General features: G+C 61.9%; 14 protein-coding genes and 1 pseudogene. 8 read left to right on the top strand and 7 right to left on the bottom strand.

Annotated elements, in window-relative coordinates:
• From NKH71_RS26560 to NKH71_RS26535, 6 genes are all read right to left on the bottom strand, one after another.
• Positions 1–1,140: an 8-amino-7-oxononanoate synthase gene (locus NKH71_RS26560; protein WP_352484145.1), complete on the bottom strand. Its 1,140-nt coding sequence runs from the start codon at positions 1,138–1,140 to the stop codon at positions 1–3.
• Positions 1,137–2,135, bottom strand: a complete 999-nt coding sequence (gene bioB / locus NKH71_RS26555) for a biotin synthase BioB (RefSeq protein ID WP_352484180.1) — start codon at positions 2,133–2,135, stop codon at positions 1,137–1,139. The genes NKH71_RS26560 and bioB overlap by 4 nt, the downstream gene beginning before the upstream one ends.
• Positions 2,136–2,230: 95 nt before the next feature.
• The gene (gene nadC / locus NKH71_RS26550) at positions 2,231–3,085 is read right to left on the bottom strand and encodes a carboxylating nicotinate-nucleotide diphosphorylase (RefSeq protein ID WP_352484146.1); all 855 of its coding nucleotides are present in this window, start codon (positions 3,083–3,085) and stop codon (positions 2,231–2,233) included.
• Positions 3,085–4,626 carry an L-aspartate oxidase gene (locus NKH71_RS26545; RefSeq protein ID WP_352885384.1) on the bottom strand — a complete coding sequence of 514 codons (1,542 nt, stop codon included), beginning with the start codon at positions 4,624–4,626 and terminating at the stop codon, positions 3,085–3,087. Before NKH71_RS26545 ends, nadC begins: the two co-directional genes overlap by 1 nt.
• On the bottom strand, positions 4,623–5,597 hold the full coding sequence (gene nadA, locus NKH71_RS26540; protein WP_023722074.1) for a quinolinate synthase NadA: 975 nt from the start codon (positions 5,595–5,597) through the stop codon (positions 4,623–4,625). Before nadA ends, NKH71_RS26545 begins: the two co-directional genes overlap by 4 nt.
• A 66-nt stretch (positions 5,598–5,663) precedes the next feature.
• Positions 5,664–6,632 (bottom strand): NUDIX hydrolase, encoded by a 969-nt coding sequence (locus NKH71_RS26535; protein WP_023722073.1) that lies wholly within the window; start codon positions 6,630–6,632, stop codon positions 5,664–5,666.
• Between the two features lie 172 nt (positions 6,633–6,804).
• Between NKH71_RS26535 and panB the strand changes: the two genes are divergently transcribed.
• From panB to NKH71_RS26495, 8 genes are all read left to right on the top strand, one after another.
• A complete protein-coding gene (gene panB / locus NKH71_RS26530) occupies positions 6,805–7,665 on the top strand; it encodes a 3-methyl-2-oxobutanoate hydroxymethyltransferase (protein ID WP_352453542.1) in 861 nt (286 codons plus the stop codon).
• Complete coding sequence (gene panC / locus NKH71_RS26525) at positions 7,662–8,522, top strand: pantoate--beta-alanine ligase (protein WP_352885322.1); 861 nt, start codon at positions 7,662–7,664, stop codon at positions 8,520–8,522. Before panB ends, panC begins: the two co-directional genes overlap by 4 nt.
• A gap of 94 nt (positions 8,523–8,616) precedes the next feature.
• The gene (locus NKH71_RS26520) at positions 8,617–9,342 is read left to right on the top strand and encodes a LuxR family transcriptional regulator (protein ID WP_352484150.1); all 726 of its coding nucleotides are present in this window, start codon (positions 8,617–8,619) and stop codon (positions 9,340–9,342) included.
• A gap of 93 nt (positions 9,343–9,435) precedes the next feature.
• Complete coding sequence (locus NKH71_RS26515; RefSeq protein ID WP_352453545.1) at positions 9,436–10,068, top strand: acyl-homoserine-lactone synthase; 633 nt, start codon at positions 9,436–9,438, stop codon at positions 10,066–10,068.
• A 22-nt stretch (positions 10,069–10,090) separates the two neighbouring features.
• Positions 10,091–10,465 carry a transcriptional regulator domain-containing protein gene (locus NKH71_RS26510; protein ID WP_352885321.1) on the top strand — a complete coding sequence of 125 codons (375 nt, stop codon included), beginning with the start codon at positions 10,091–10,093 and terminating at the stop codon, positions 10,463–10,465.
• 58 nt (positions 10,466–10,523) lie between these two features.
• On the top strand, positions 10,524–10,934 hold the full coding sequence (locus NKH71_RS26505) for a DUF2285 domain-containing protein (RefSeq protein ID WP_352885320.1): 411 nt from the start codon (positions 10,524–10,526) through the stop codon (positions 10,932–10,934).
• A gap of 800 nt (positions 10,935–11,734) precedes the next feature.
• Positions 11,735–13,558, top strand: coding sequence for a glutamine--fructose-6-phosphate transaminase (isomerizing) (gene glmS / locus NKH71_RS26500; RefSeq protein ID WP_352885319.1), 1,824 nt, complete (start codon positions 11,735–11,737; stop codon positions 13,556–13,558).
• Positions 13,559–13,973: 415 nt separating this feature from the next.
• Complete coding sequence (locus NKH71_RS26495) at positions 13,974–14,234, top strand: helix-turn-helix domain-containing protein (RefSeq protein ID WP_352496595.1); 261 nt, start codon at positions 13,974–13,976, stop codon at positions 14,232–14,234.
• Between the two features lie 694 nt (positions 14,235–14,928).
• Here NKH71_RS26495 and NKH71_RS26490 read toward each other — a convergent pair.
• Positions 14,929–15,342 (bottom strand): annotated as a pseudogene (locus NKH71_RS26490) (transposase); the annotation flags it as partial.

The following is a 15,342-nucleotide window of genomic DNA, read 5'->3' as shown; positions in this document are numbered from 1 at the left end:
TCATGTCTGAGCCAACACCTCGACGAGCGCCTCGACCATGGCGGAAATGTCGGCTTCGCCGATATTGAGCGTCAGTGAGATGCGCAGCCGCGACGTGCCCTCGGGCACGGTCGGCGGACGAATGCCGCGTATGTCGAAGCCGCGGGCCTGCAGGCGCGCCGCCACTGCCATGGTGCGCCTGACATCGCCGATCACCAAGGGCTGGATCTGAGAGCCACTTGGTATCACGCCGCAGCGATCGACCAATTGGCGGCCTGCGAGGGCGACGCGTTCATGCAGCTGAAAACGCCGCCTAGGCTCGTCGGCGAGCATTGCGAGCGCTTCGCGCGCCGCGACCGCCATGAGCGGCGAGGGCGCGGTGGCGTAGATGAATGGCCGGCAACGGTTGATCAGATACTCGCACAGTGTCCTCGGCCCGGTCACGAGCCCACCAGATGCGCCGAGCGCCTTGCCGCAGGTGTGGAGCGCGACGATGTTGTCGCGGCCCTCGAAAGCGGCGGCCAGCCCCCGGCCGTCCGGTCCCCAGACGCCGGTCGCGTGCGCCTCGTCAATGACGATAAATGCGTTGTGCCGATCGGCAAGCGCGGCCAGGCTCTCCAAAGGCGCGCAGTCGCCATCCATGCTGTAAAGGCTTTCCACCGCAATCCAGATGCATCCCATGCCGCCTTCGGCGCGCCAACGCGTGATCGCATCGTCGACAGCGTTGGCGTCGTTGTGCGCGGCCAGCACGAACTGTGCGCGCCCGGCCTGCGCACCCTCATGCATGCTGGCATGGGCGAGCTCATCGAGGACCAAAAGGTCGCCCTTCTGCGGCAGCGCGGTCAGCAGAGCGAAGTTGGCGATGTAGCCGCTGCCGAAGAACAGCGCGCGGTCGGCTCCAAAGAATGCCGCCGCGTCTGCCTCGAGCTGCTCGTGTTCCGGCGCATTGCCGCGCAACAGCCGCGACCCGGTGGCGCCAACCGGCGTGCCACGCGCAATCGCCGCCGCAACCGCTTCGCCAAGTCTTTTGGAGGCGGCAAGCCCGAGATAGTCGTTCGACGAGAAGTCGCGCCCGGCGCGCGGCTTCAGCGTCCGCAGCCGGTCCTTGCGCGCCAGTCCCTGCAAGGTCGCCTCATAGCGGGCAAGCGGTGCCCCGTTCATTGCGCCTCGAGTTCCATCGGCTCGATGCCAAGGCGCCGGAACAGCAGGGTATCCTTGTCCTCACCGGGATTGTCCGCCGTCAGCAGCGTGTCGCCGACGAAGATCGAGTTGGCGCCGGCAAAAAAGCACAGCGCCTGCATCTCGTCGGTCATGGCCGTACGGCCGGCGGAAAGACGGATATGCGATTTCGGCATCATGATGCGCGCCAGCGCGATTACGCGCACGAATTCGATCGGCTCGATCGGCTTGGCTTCGGCAAGCGGGGTGCCGGGGATCGGGATCAGCATGTTGATCGGAACGCTTTGCGGATGTTCCGGCAGGTTGGCCAGCGTCACCAGCATGCCGATCCGGTCCACCGGCTCCTCGCCCATGCCGACAATGCCGCCGCAGCAGACCTTGATGCCGGATTGGCGAACGTGCTCGAGCGTCTCGAGCCGCTCGGCAAAGCTGCGCGTGCTGATGATCTCGCTATAGTAGCGTTCCGATGTATCGATGTTGTGGTTGTAAAAGTCGAGACCAGCCTGCTTCAGTCGAGCGGCTTGCTCAAGATCGAGCATGCCGAGCGTCATGCAGGTCTCCATGCCCAGCGCCTTGACGCCTTCGACCATCGCCACCACCGCATCCATGTCGCGCGCCTTGGGGTTTCGCCAGGCCGCGCCCATGCAATAGCGGGTGGCGCCGGCGTCACGCGCTTTCTTCGCTTCGGCGACGACGTGCCGGACCTCCATCAGCTTCGACGCCTTCAGGCCGGTCTCGTGCTGCGCCGACTGGCTGCAATAGCCGCAATCCTCCGGGCATCCGCCCGTCTTGATGCTGAGCAGCCGGCTGAGCTGGACCTTGTTTGGATCGAAATTCTGGCGGTGCACGGTTTGCGCGAGGAAGAGGAGATTGTTGAAGGGGGCATCGTGAAGTGCCCGAGCCTTCTCCAGGGTCCACGCTCCAGGGTCAGGGGATTGAGCCTGTGGCGATGTCTGCGTTGGACTGGCTGTTTGCATGTCCATGCTGTTCCTCCGGTTCTGCCTTGCTTTGCTGTCTGATTGATGACGATCGGAAAGGACAGTTGATTCGATCCTGTTCGTCCCTCAGGCAATCATGGGCCCCAATAGTCGAGGCCGATATCCAGGATCGGCGCGCTGTGGGTCAGTCGGCCGACTGAAATCAGATCAACGCCGGTCGCGGCAATCGCTCGCGCTGTATCGGATGCGATCCCGCCAGAAGCCTCGGTGATAGCACGGCCGCCAACGATTGCGACGGCGCGGCGAAGATCGGCGAGGGACATGTTGTCGAGCAGAACCGCATCGGGAGCGAAGCCAAGTACCTCCTCCAACTGGGCCAGCGTATCGACCTCGACTTCGATCTTGACGAGATGACCGGCCCGTCTTCGTGCTCGCTCGAGCGCCGGGCGAACGCCGCCTGCGATGGCGATGTGGTTGTCCTTGATCAGAATTGCGTCGTCCAGGCCGAAGCGGTGATTGGATCCGCCACCTGCGCGCACGGCATATTTTTCGACTGCCCGCAATCCGGGCGTCGTCTTGCGCGTGCAGACGATCTTCGCGCCATATCCACGAACCGCAGCGACGATCGATGCCGTTGCTGTAGCGATGCCGCTCAGATGACAGAGAAAATTGAGCGCCGTCCGTTCGGCTGTGAGAATGGCCCGGGCCGGACCACTCACCGTTGCAATGACCTCTCCATCCATGACATTGCAGCCGTCTGCCCGCTCCACCGAGATTTCGACATCAGGATCAATCAAGCGGAAAGCGAGCATCGCCAGATCGAGGCCGGCGACAACTCCGGACTGGCGCGCCGCCAGCACGGTTCCCGCTTGGTGTGCCTTCGGCACGATGGCCTCCGTGGTCAAGTCGCCGGCTCTGCCAAGGTCTTCAAGAAGAGCTGCCCTTACAAGCGGCTCAAGCATGACCGTGGGAAGCGGTGAGAGCGTCATCACTTTGCCCCTTCGAGGCTTGGCGAGTTTCCGAGTTCCCGCGCAGCGGCCAAGGCGGCTTCGAGGGTGATTTCGGACCGTCGGGCGACAGTCGCATGATGAGGAAAATCTGTCCGGTAATGAGCGCCGCGGCTTTCTTGGCGCAACAAGGCGGCAACCGCGATCATTAGCCCGACAGCCGCCGAATCCGAGGCCGCGTCCTGGCTTTCGGCGAGCGGCAATAAGGCACGTGCGGCTGCTTTCAGACCTTCACCATCCCGGACGATGCCCAGTGCACGCGACAGGAAAACACGCACGGGTATCGAAGCGGGCGATGGGTAAACGTCCGCAACCGCAGGCCTTGTTCTGCGAGCAGGCGTTCCGGCGACACTTTCAGCGACCCAGCGCGCGCACACGACGGCCTCGGTCAAGGAATTGCTGGCGAGCCTGTTGGCGCCATGCAGTCCTGTCGAAGCGACTTCGCCGCAGGCCCACAGCCCCTTGACGGACGTCCTACCGGAGCCGTCCACGGCAACGCCACCCATGTGATAGTGTTGGGCCGGACGAATGGGGATGAGATCGCGCGCGGGATTGATGCCCGCTCCACGACAGGCTGATGCGATTGTCGGGAAGTGTCGAGCAAATTCCGGGCCAGGCCGTTGCCGCGCGTCGAGAAAAACACGGTGGCCGTTGGCAAGATGGTTCCAGACGGCGCGCGCCAAGACATCACGAGGCGCGAGTTCCGCCCCTGGCACGCTCTGGAGAAAAGCTTGGCCGGTTTCGTCGATCAGGGCAGCACCTTCGCCGCGGACGGCCTCGCTGAGCAGCACCATAGGGCGTTCCGGGCCGTCAAGCGCGGTCGGGTGGAACTGGATGAACTCGAGGTCGGCAAGGACAGCTCCAGCGCGGGCCGCAAGCGCCAGGCCCTGTCCACAACTGCCCGAAGGATTCGTGGTGTCGAGAAACAGTCCCCCGATCCCACCGGTGGCGAGGACGACCCGCCGTGAGCCGAAGAAGACAGGTCCTATCGAACCGCTCGCCCAGACGCCTCGGATCGCATTCTCTCGCACCGCCAGCCGGCGCGCTTCCACGCCCTCCACGACAACAATCGAGGGAGTGGAACGCACAGCCGCGATCAGGGCACGCATGATCTCACGCCCGGTGCCGTCACCATGCGCATGAACGATGCGACGTCGGCTGTGTGCGGCCTCCAATCCGAGGCACAGTGATCCTTTCGGCGTACGGTCGAAGGGAACCCCAAAGCCCGCAAGCCCCTCTATCGCCTTGGGCGCGGCTTGGAGGATGCGGCTCGCCACGTCTCTGTCGCAGAGACCATCCCCGGCGGCAAGCGTATCGGCCAGGTGCAGTGCCGGATCGTCGTCTTCGCCGAAACTTGCAGCCAGACCACCCTGTGCCCAGGTGCTCGAATTGTCAGCTCCCAGCAGCGTCCTGGACAGAAGCAGCACCGGCTCCGGCGCCAGTTGAAGCGCGGTCATCAATCCGGCGATGCCGCCGCCGATGATAATGGGCCGCCCGAAGAAGCTGCGGACATCGGCGCTCAAATTGCCAGCATCCGTTCGACCGCAAGCCGCGCGCGCCCGGCGATCCCGGGTTCGATGGTTACGATATGGTGGTTCTGCTCGAGCGCCATGCGGATGTTGGCAAGCGTGATCCGCTTCATGTGAGGGCACAAATTGCAGGGCCGGATGAACTCGACCTCTGGGTGCGCTAACGCGACGTTGTCGCTCATCGAACATTCCGTCATCAGCACGACACGTGCCGGCCTTTGCCTCTCGACATAGTCGGACATGGCAGCGGTCGAGCCGGAAAAATCTGCTTCAGCCACGACGTCGGGCGGGCATTCGGGATGCGCGAGCACGATCACGCCGGGATGGCTTTCGCGCAACTCGCGGATGTCGGCCGGTGTAAAGCGCTCATGCACCTCGCAATGCCCTTTCCAGGCGATGATCTGCACATCGGTCTGGGCGGCGATATTCTGGGCCAGATATTCGTCCGGCAACATGATCACCTGGGGAACGCCAAGGGATTGGACGACCGCCTTGGCGTTGCCGGATGTACAGCAGATATCCGACTCGGCTTTCACTTCGGCCGACGTGTTGACATAAGTGATGATCGGCACGCCGGGATAACGCTGGCGCATCAAGCGCACGTCTTCTGCCGTGATCGATTCCGCCAACGAACAGCCTGCCCGCAGGTCGGGAATGAGCACCGTCTTTTGCGGATTGAGCAGCTTGGCCGTTTCGGCCATGAAATGTACGCCGGCCAGCACGATGACTTGCGCCTCGATCGTCGCAGCCGTGCGGGCCAGTGCCAAGCTGTCGCCGACGATGTCGGCCACGCAATGGAAGATCTCGGGGGTCTGATAGTTGTGCGCCAGGATGATGGCGTTGCGCTCGCGCTTCAGTGCAATGATCGCCTCGATATCCTCGACGAAAGCCGGCCATTCGATCGGCGGGATCACTCGTCGGACGCGCTCGTAGAGAAACGCGGTCGCAGGCAGCATGGCGCTCATCGACCCCTCCAGCTTATACTCTAGTTGAAAATAACCAGCATATACTTGCTGTGAGTATAAGCGATGTCAACCCCGCGCCAGCGGCAATTTTGTCCCGGCGATGACCCTCTCGTCGAGAACGGCGTGGCGGAACCGGTAAAGCTTCGCTGGCCGGCCGCCGGTCTCCGCGGTTGCCTCTCCGGTCTCTTCGACCAGCTCCTGCTGCTCGATCAGCCGGCGAAAGTTCGGCTTACGCACGAGCCTGCCGGCAAGCGCCTCCACGGTTCGCTGCAGCTGCAAAAGCGTGAAGACCGGCGGCATCAGCTCAAAGACGACCGGCCGGTATTTGATCTTGGAGCGCAGCCGCGCAATGCCGGTCGCCACGATGCGGCGATGATCGGCGACCATAGACTTGCTGGGCACCAGCGGAGGCAGCGTCGCGTCCCGTCCGCTTCCGGCCTCTTGGACCAGGCCTGCTTCGTAGACTAACTCATAGCGTTGAAGCGTGAGTTCCTCGTTCCAAAGGCGGTCGTCGAAGCCGAAGGCTATCGTCGCCCGCTGCCAGCGTTCACGTCGCGTGGCCGCGTCGCTGACGCCGTCTGCCCATTCAATCAGGCGCGGTCGCAGAACGTCCAGCACGACCGGAGGCGTGCCGGAGCGGTGGTCCTCCCATGGAAAATATTCATACCAGCTCTGCCAGCCGCACTTGGGCGAGCCAGCTGCCTGTTCCTTGCGGGTCAATGCGAGATAGCTGATGGAGATGACGCGCTGCTGGCGCTCGGCGCCGATGCGATCCCGATCCGCGAAGGTGTAGAGTTGCTCAATATACCCCAGCGGATGGCCGGTCTGCTGCTCGACCCACCCCCTCAAACCGGATTGCAGCGATCGGTGCTCAAGCGCAAATGGTCCGGAGGGCAGGGTGTCCGCCTGGCCGATGGTGAGGACACAGGGTTCACTGTCGTTTACGGCGACGACAAAGGCGATCAGGTCCACTTTGACTTCGTCGGCCTTGACGGCGGCTCTGTCTTTCCTGGGTCCTTTTGCCTGATCGTCCATGTTCGCGAAAGTGGTTGGCCAGCTCGGGAGCGCCTGAATCGATTAAATGTAAGCGCGCCTGTCCGCACGTCAACACCGCACAGCTGCACGGCCATTTTTAGCTCTTCGCACTTGCACAAAAATGTGGCAAACGCGACACCCGCGGTTGGTAACGTTGGGGAAGGAGGGTCCATTGAGTGCGTTTGGTGACACCAAGGCGATCACACCGCCGGATATTCGTTCGCGCAAAGGTGGGACGCCGCTCGTCTGTCTTACCGCCTACACGACCCCAGTCGCCCGGCTTGTCGATCCCCATTGCGATGTGGTGCTGGTCGGCGACAGCGTCGGCATGGTTCTCCACGGCCTGCCCTCGACGCTCGGTGTGACGCTGGAGATGATGATCATTCACGGCCAGGCCGTGCGCCGTGGCCTCGAGCAGGCGCTGATGGTCGTCGACCTGCCGTTCGGTTCCTTCGAGGAAAGCCCCGAGCAGGCTTTCCGCAATGCCGCGCGCGTCATGGCCGAGACCGGCTGCGCGGCCGTCAAGCTCGAAGGCGGCGAAACGATGGCAGAGACGATCGGCTTCCTCGCCGCGCGCGGCGTGCCGGTCATGGCCCATGTCGGCTTGACGCCGCAGTCGATCAACACCATCGGTGGCTACCGCGTGCAGGGCAGAGGCGGGGATGCCGAGCGCATCAGGCGCGACGCGCTTGCGGTGAGCGAAGCGGGCGCCTTTGCGGTCGTGCTGGAGAAGGTTCCCGAGGCGCTCGCCCGCCGGATCACCGGGGAGGTGGCGACCCCGACCATTGGCATCGGTGCCTCGGCCGCCTGTGACGGCCAGATTCTCGTCGTCGACGACATGCTGGGCCTCTTCGGCGACTTCCGGCCCAAATTCGTCAAGCGCTATGCTGAACTGGGGGAGGCCGCTGCGGCTGCGATCGCGGCCTATGCGCGGGAAGTGAAGGAGCGCCAGTTTCCGGCCGCCGAGCACGTGTTTGCCGATGCGCCCAAGCCCGCCGACGGGGACGCCACCAAGAGCGGAGAAGCAGCGTGAGCGTGCCGATTGTCAGGAGCGTTGCCCAGCTTCGCCAAATCGTCGCCGCATGGCGCCGCGAGGGCGTGAGGATTGCCGTCGTGCCAACGATGGGCGTCCTGCATGAGGGCCATCTCAGCCTGGTGCGCGCGGCACTCGTGAAGGCCGACCGGGTGATCGTGACGCTCTTCGTCAACCCGAAGCAATTCAACAGCGAGGCCGATCTCGCCGCGTATCCGAGCACCGAGGACGAGGATGCCGCCAAGCTGGCACCGCTTGGCGCGCACCTGCTTTATGCGCCGGACGCAGAGGAGATGTATCCGGCGGCCTTCGCCACGACCGTTTCGGTGTCCGGTGTCAGCGAGGGCCTGTGCGGTGCCTTCCGGCCGGGACATTTCGATGGCGTGGCGACCGTCGTCGCCAAGCTCTTCCTGCAGACCAGCGCTGACTTCGGCTTCTTTGGCGAAAAGGACTTTCAGCAGCTTCAGCTAGTCAGGCGTATGGCCCGGGACCTGGATATTCCAATCACCATTGTTCCTTGTCCGACAGTCCGCGAAGCCGACGGTCTTGCACTATCATCGCGCAATGTCCGGCTCTCGCAAGCAGAGCGTGCTGTTGCCCCCGACCTATCATCGGTCTTGCTCGAGACGGCTGAGCGGCTTGCCCGCGGCTCGCCCGTCCTGCCAACGCTTGCCGAAGCGCGCGCAGCAATTCTGGCTGCGGGCTATCGCGAGGTCGAATACCTGGAACTTCGCGACGAGGCAGATCTGCGACCCATGACAAGCCTTGACCGACCTGCACGCTTGCTTGTCGCGGCCTGGCTCGGCGGCACACGGCTCATAGACAACGTCAGAATATCACGGGTTTCAACAGATTAACGGGGTTCTCGGCACGCGCTGTATCCGTCCGGGATCGTTTAAAACAAGGTCTCTGCCTGGCATCGAGCGATCACGGAGGTTACGCAAAGCGCAAATGCATCGCGTGTTTGAGAACTTCGTTGAGCAACTGTCTGCAAGTGTTGATGCTGCCGATCTCCGTGAGGCAATGGCATCCGCTGCAGCCGGCTTCGATTTTCCGCTATTCGCCTATTTCACTTACCCGTCGGCCCCCGGCGACGCCCCGCAATTGATCTCAAACTATCCTTCATCCTGGACATCACGTTATCTGCAACAGCGGTACCACAGTCTTGATCCGGTCATCCTGCGCGGGCTGCAAGGCTGGGATACCTTTGATTGGGGTGTGGATCGCGCTCGGCACTGTCTGCCGAATTCGCAGCAACAAATTCTGGAGAGTGCGGCTGAGTTTGGCATCCGCGGCGGCCTGACGATGTCCATGCATGATCATTGCGGCCGGTTTGCTGCCCTGACCTTTGCTTCCGACGAGTCCCGCCCGCCTCTGTTGCGGTCACTGACACGTTACGAAAAAGCATTGCAGCTGGTGGCCATCAACTTTCATATCCATGTCCGGCGCAGGCTCGCCGAAGATCGCGTGGTGGATGGTGTAACGCTCACCCCGCGGGAGTTCGAGTGCCTGAAATGGGCGGCGCGCGGCAAGTCGGCTTGGGTTATCAGCCAGCTTCTCGGCGTCTCAAAGCGCACCGTGACCTTTCATCTGGAAAACGCCAAGGCAAAGCTTGGCGTTCGGACGATCAACCAGGCCGTTGCACGACTGGCTGCCTCCGGCCAGGCGAGATCCTGATTCGTTGGCCACGATAGCTGTAAACCTCTACAGGCTGCATCGCTGCCGGCTTTGCCCTTCGATGGCGGGAACACATCCCGCACGGAGGCGACCATGATGCAGCTGATAACACCAGACCTTTACGACGAGTTCGCAAGCGAGCTCAAAGAGATGCACGGGCTCAGGTTTCGGGTGTTCAAGGAAAGGCTCGATTGGGAAGTTGATACCGAAGACCAGATGGAAACAGACCCGTTTGATGGTCTGAAGCCTGTCTATCTGCTCCTCAAGGGATCCGACTGGCGAATTCGCGGTTGCGTGCGTCTTTTGCCCAGCACCGGACCCACAATGTTGCGCGACACGTTCCCGGTGCTGCTGGGTGCTGACGTCGTGCCCTCGACTGCCGACATATGGGAGAGCAGTCGTTTCGCGCTCGATCTTCCTCCGTCGGCGCCCAAGGCAGCGGGCGGACTGGCCCAGGCAACCTACGAGCTCTTCGCGGGCATGATCGAGTTCGGCTTGGCCAAGGATCTGACCCGGATAGTAACGGTGACGGACACGCGCATGGAACGGATCCTTCGCCTCGCGACGTGGCCATTGTCGCGCATCGGACAACCCAAGTCCGTCGGCAAAACGGAGGCGGTGGCCGGGTTTCTCGAGATTTCCCGCGCGAGCCTTTTGCGCATCCGCAGCAGGGGACGTCTGAGCGGACCGGTACTGTGGCAACCGGTTCTAGGCCCGTCGGCATAGCGCCATTGTGGACACCTGAGCCGTGAAGGATGCTGGTCTGCCCAAGGAAGCGACGGTCGGTCTTGTATGCTGGCCGGACTGGCGTCGTCACGAAGCTTACCACTACGCCAGACGATTGCCACGCACTGCCTGGGCCTGGGAGTTTCTTCGGCGCAATCCACAATTCCAGCGCGACCACGCCAAAATGGCACCGTCCGCCTGCATTGTCGGAGCTCAGGCCGACATGAAGATAATCGAGTTGCCGACAGGATCATCTTTCCTAAGACAATGGAGCCTCCTTTTTCGCGGACGCGCCACAGTCGGACGCTACGTCGGCAAGGGTCTTTTGGGATCCGCGCGACTGCGCCCGTATTCTACGAGCGGCCGCGGAGCCGGTTGGGCTCGACCACGATTTTGAACCGCTTGATCTCCCTTCGCTCTCATGCTGCAAGGACATCCTGCTGACACCTGCCGGCGTGCAGCACGTGCTGCTGAGGGAGGACTGCCGGAGTCTGCAGATCGCCCTTTCCGGTGCATCCGTTCTCCGCCCGTTGCGGCTATATGTCGACGCGATCGTGCAGCCGCAGCACCTGAAGTTCCATGTCGCTGCCCTTCAGTTCCTGAACGACATCAATGGTTGCGGCCGCCTGGCAGCTGCTTGCTTTCCGCCGGAACCCCGCGGAGCGCGTCTGCGTATCGTGCTCCAGGCTTTGGATGGCTCGCTTGCGGGAGCATCTCATCAGGAGATCGCCATTGCCCTGTTCGGGAGACGCCGTGTCGAAGAAGATTGGTCTCATCCAGGTAGCCATCTTCGCGATCAGGTGCGTCGCGCCATCCAACGTGGCCGCTACCTGATGGGCGGCGGCTATAGACAGTTCCTGACGTAATTCGGGTGACAGCTTGGTGATTGTCTTATTCGAAAACGCGCAGGCATCAATCTCCATTTCTCACTGCTATTGTGCCTTGTACAAGACGTGACACGCGCCTAGTTCTTCCGCAGCGGGAATCGGGTTTGAGTAATACGGACGAAGCACTGAGAACCAACGTTTTCGTGATAGTGCATTCATGCCCCGAGAATCCTGATGACGTTACGAACCCCGACAAAGCCGGCGCTGACTGAAACGGTCGCTGAACGTGCTCTGTGGCCTGTGCCGCCTGACTCTCGGTTTCGGCCATGCCGACCAACAGCGTATTGACAGGCCATCGCGGGCTAAACTCTACCGGCGAAAGCCGCGTCAACAGCGGCAGGCATTAAACTTGATCGGCGGCGACGATGATTATGATCAACGTGACGAACACGTGAATCATGCCGACGGCGCCGACGCTGCCGATGATGATGATGCCGATCATGCGTCGCTGATGCTGCCTAACTACAGTGCTTGTGATCATGCCGATCACCGCGTGATCACGAGCGGCGGCGCTTCGTGTCAGGTGCGTAGCCGGGATGGTCGCGCATGGCCGATTGTTCCTTCGTGCCGCGGGGTGTGGGCTTGCGTTCGGTCATGAGGGCGTCAGGCGCAACGAGAAGTTTAGATCAGGCGGCTCATCCATGGGGTGGATGATAGTTATCCCTACAATCAATTGTACCAATATTACCGAATACTACTACAAGATCCCCAATGAAAGCGGCCGGATGGGTATCCGTCTCGCGTGGGCTGAAGCTGCCGGCAAGAATGGGAAGACGAACATGTGCGGGATTGTTGGCATCGTTGGGCAACAGCCGGTGTCGGATCGGTTGGTCGACGCATTGAAGCGTTTGGAATATCGCGGCTATGATTCCGCCGGCGTTGCGACGATCACCGAAGGTGCCTTGCACCGCCGGCGCGCCGAGGGCAAGCTCGTCAATCTCGAGAGGAGACTGAAGGAAGAGCCGCTGAGCGGCAACATCGGCATCGGCCACACGCGTTGGGCAACCCATGGGGCCTCGACGGAACGCAATGCGCACCCGCACTTTACCGACGGTGTCGCCGTCGTCCATAACGGGATCATCGAGAATTTCACCGAGCTGAAGGACGAATTGGCGGCGGCTGGCGCCGAGTTCCAGACCGATACCGACACCGAGGTCATCGCGCATCTCTTGGCAAGACACCGCCGGGAGGGCATGAGGCGGCAAGAGGCGATGCGTGCCATGCTGAAACGCGTCAGGGGCGCCTATGCGCTTGCCGTCCTCTTCGAAGATGATCCGTCGACCATCATGGCGGCGCGCAACGGACCACCGCTGGCGATCGGTCACGGCGACGGCGAGATGTTCCTGGGCTCCGACGCGATCGCGCTCGCTCCCTTCACCAATGAAATTACCTATCTCATCGAGGGCGACTGGGCCGTTGTCGGCAATTCGGGCGCCCATATCTTCGATTTCGACGGCCATCCCGTCGAGCGTCCGCGCCATACCTCCACGGCCGCGGCCGATCTGGCCAACAAGGGCAACCATCGCCACTTCATGGAGAAGGAAATCTACGAGCAGCCCGAAGTCATCGCCCATGCTCTCCGTCACTATAGCAACATCATAGAGAATCGCGCCGACATGGTTTCTGGCATCGATTTCGCCAGGATCCCGAGCTTGGCGATCTCGGCCTGCGGGACCGCCTATCTCGCCGGACTGATCGGAAAATACTGGTTCGAGCGCTATGCGCGCCTGACAGTTGAAATCGACGTTGCGTCCGAATTCCGTTACCGCGAGATCCCGTTGTCGCCGCAGTCGGCGGCTCTTTTCATTTCGCAGTCCGGCGAAACCGCCGATACGCTCGCATCGTTGAGGTACTGCAAGGAGCGTGGGCTGAAAATTGGCGCTATCGTCAATGCCTGCGAATCGACCATCGCTCGGGAGGCCGATGCGGTCTTCCCGATCCTTGCCGGACCGGAGATCGGCGTCGCCTCCACCAAGGCGTTTACCTGCCAGCTTGCGGTTCTAGCCGCACTCGCCATCGGCGCCGCCAGAGCCCGCGGGACCGTAACCGAAGACGAGCTGCAGGCGCTCGTCAGGAGCCTCGCCGAAGTGCCGCGCGTCATGGGCCAGGTACTCAACAGCATCCAGCCGGAGATCGAGTTCCTGTCGCGCGAACTGTCAAAGTGTCGTGACGTCCTGTATCTCGGCCGTGGCACCAGTTTCCCGCTAGCGATGGAAGGTGCGCTGAAGCTCAAGGAGATTTCCTACATCCATGCCGAGGGCTATGCGGCGGGTGAATTGAAGCACGGTCCGATCGCATTGATCGACGACAACATGCCAGTGATCGTCATCGCGCCCCATGATCGCTTTTTCGACAAGACCGTCTCCAACATGCAGGAAGTGGCTGCCCGTGGAGGGCGGATTATCCTCATCACCGATGAAAAAGGGGCAGCCGCATCGAAACTCAACACCATGCACACGCTCGTGTTGCCGGCTGTCGACGAGATTATCGCGCCGATGATCTTCTCGCTGCCGATACAGCTTCTTGCCTACCACACGGCGCTCTTCATGGGCACAGACGTAGACCAGCCGCGCAATCTCGCAAAATCGGTCACGGTCGAGTGATTGTGAACCTTTATAGGTGGCGATGCTTGTCCATCTTCGCTGCATCGGCGGTGGAAATTGGTCGAAGGTATCAGCGTCCGCGAGGCTGGGTTCACGGTGCCGCGAATAGCCACTGGAGGCGTCAGTGAGAGTTCGAGTTGCTGTTCAAGAAAGCCATCGGGGAGAATGAGTCGTGTAGGATCGCAGGTCGAATGCGCTACAGCCGATCAGGCCATCTCATGGCGGGCAGGTTCTTAGAACTTGATCAGAAGCAGGTGAGCCGCCATATTCCGACCCGGCTGCCAATTTCAAGTGGCCCATTCCATGGATGAGGCCGGTCCGGCCGAATGGACGTCCATTTTTTTGATTTGCTGGATGTGCGCCAGGGTCGGGGAGGAAATCTCCCGATTTGTCAGGCGCTCCCATCTTCTTGGAGATGTTTATGAAGGATTCGCGCATTCCCGAGCCAGTCTTGACGGCTATGTCGCAGGGGACCCACATCATCCGCGCTTATCGTGAGCACCTTGGGTATTCAATCGAGGACCTCGCGGTCGCGTGCGGGCTTGCCGCTCAGGAAATCCAAAACATCGAGCGGGGTCTAAAGTACAATAAAGGCTATCGGAATCGGATAGCGAGATCGCTGTCCATACCTGTGGGAATTCTTGAGGCAGAGTCGGACATATCGGACGCCGCCTGATCAGTCGGATAATCTGCAATGGGTGGAAGACCGCTCTTGTGATGTGACGTTTGCGGCTGATAGTCGTCGCTTGATTCCGTTGGACGCGAATGCCTTCTGGCGCAGTACCGCCAAGAGAATTCTCGTCCACTGTCCGAGTCAGGAACTGCACACGGGCTCGCCGAACAGGAAGTTGGAACGCTTCGTCATGCTGTCTTAGGCGATATAGCCGCCCGGAGTGCTGCGACACGTGCACGATAGCATTGGCTCGCGAGGATGGATTGCTAACGGCGAACCCATGCTGGTCGGCAAGGCGATACTGGCTGGAGCATCAACTCGGCCGACGAGAGTGGCCCCCCATGCTAGGCAGGATCGGCCGACATGGCCGGCATCGCGAGCCGCTCTGAAAAGAGCACAGCGGGCATCCAGACGCTGCCGGGTTGACTATGGGTGTCGGAACCGCAAAAAGGGGCCGCTCTTCATGAGTGGCGTGCGCCGGCAGTCTAACCCCAAGCCCCCCGCCAGGCTGCCGGCGCGCTTCTAGCCGCCTTGATGCACGGCGATAAGCTTTTGACGGCCTGAAGCGACGTTGTGGTCGCCGTTGCGGTGCTTTTCCACGCGCCTCGTCAGGCGCCGGGATTGCTCCGTCGTGATGGCAGGCGGGGGTTTGCAGGTTGCGGTCGACGGGTTCGTTTCGGGGCGTCTGCCCCCATCGTTATGTCGCGAGTTGGGGGATGCGATCGACGACGATGCGCAGGATGCGCTGGTCGGGGCACGATGTCGGCAGGTGCAGGCGGATTTGCGATTTCATCTCGACCACCCGCGCAGCGATTTTGATGAGGCGCAATCGCAGCGTGTCGAATTGGGCGACGGCAAAGCTCGAGCGCCTCGGCATCGCGGCCCGCAAGCCCCACATCAACCAGTAAGCACCGGCATGCAGGAATAGCCGGAACTGGTTGGCCGTCGCTCTGGTGCAGGATGTGCGGTCGGCGGCAAGATGCGTCTTCCACGACTTGATGTGGTTCTCGGCCGCGCCGCGGGCGCGTCAACGAACTCCTTGAACCTGCGGACCTTGCCTGTCTTGGCCGACGCTTCGAAGCGCGCCGTCGTGCTGGCCTCCAGATCCGCG

The organism is Mesorhizobium sp. M0983 (assembly GCF_040318975.1).
Taxonomy (GTDB): Bacteria; Pseudomonadota; Alphaproteobacteria; order Rhizobiales; family Rhizobiaceae; genus Mesorhizobium.
The sequence above is the reverse complement of the archived record's forward strand: the minus strand, read 5'-3'. Positions and strand labels throughout refer to the sequence as shown.

What these genes read in the sequence shown, in the direction of transcription:
- NKH71_RS26560 (WP_352484145.1), bottom strand. Translation starts at nt 1,140, where the DNA reads ATGAACGGGGCACCGCTTGCCCGCTATGAGGCGACCTTGCAGGGACTG.
- bioB (WP_352484180.1), bottom strand. Translation starts at nt 2,135, where the DNA reads ATGCAAACAGCCAGTCCAACGCAGACATCGCCACAGGCTCAATCCCCT.
- nadC (WP_352484146.1), bottom strand. Translation starts at nt 3,085, where the DNA reads ATGACGCTCTCACCGCTTCCCACGGTCATGCTTGAGCCGCTTGTAAGG.
- nadA (WP_023722074.1), bottom strand. Translation starts at nt 5,597, where the DNA reads ATGAGCGCCATGCTGCCTGCGACCGCGTTTCTCTACGAGCGCGTCCGA.
- NKH71_RS26535 (WP_023722073.1), bottom strand. Translation starts at nt 6,632, where the DNA reads ATGGACGATCAGGCAAAAGGACCCAGGAAAGACAGAGCCGCCGTCAAG.
- NKH71_RS26520 (WP_352484150.1), top strand. Translation starts at nt 8,617, where the DNA reads ATGCATCGCGTGTTTGAGAACTTCGTTGAGCAACTGTCTGCAAGTGTT.
- NKH71_RS26515 (WP_352453545.1), top strand. Translation starts at nt 9,436, where the DNA reads ATGATGCAGCTGATAACACCAGACCTTTACGACGAGTTCGCAAGCGAG.
- glmS (WP_352885319.1), top strand. Translation starts at nt 11,735, where the DNA reads ATGTGCGGGATTGTTGGCATCGTTGGGCAACAGCCGGTGTCGGATCGG.
- NKH71_RS26495 (WP_352496595.1), top strand. Translation starts at nt 13,974, where the DNA reads ATGTTTATGAAGGATTCGCGCATTCCCGAGCCAGTCTTGACGGCTATG.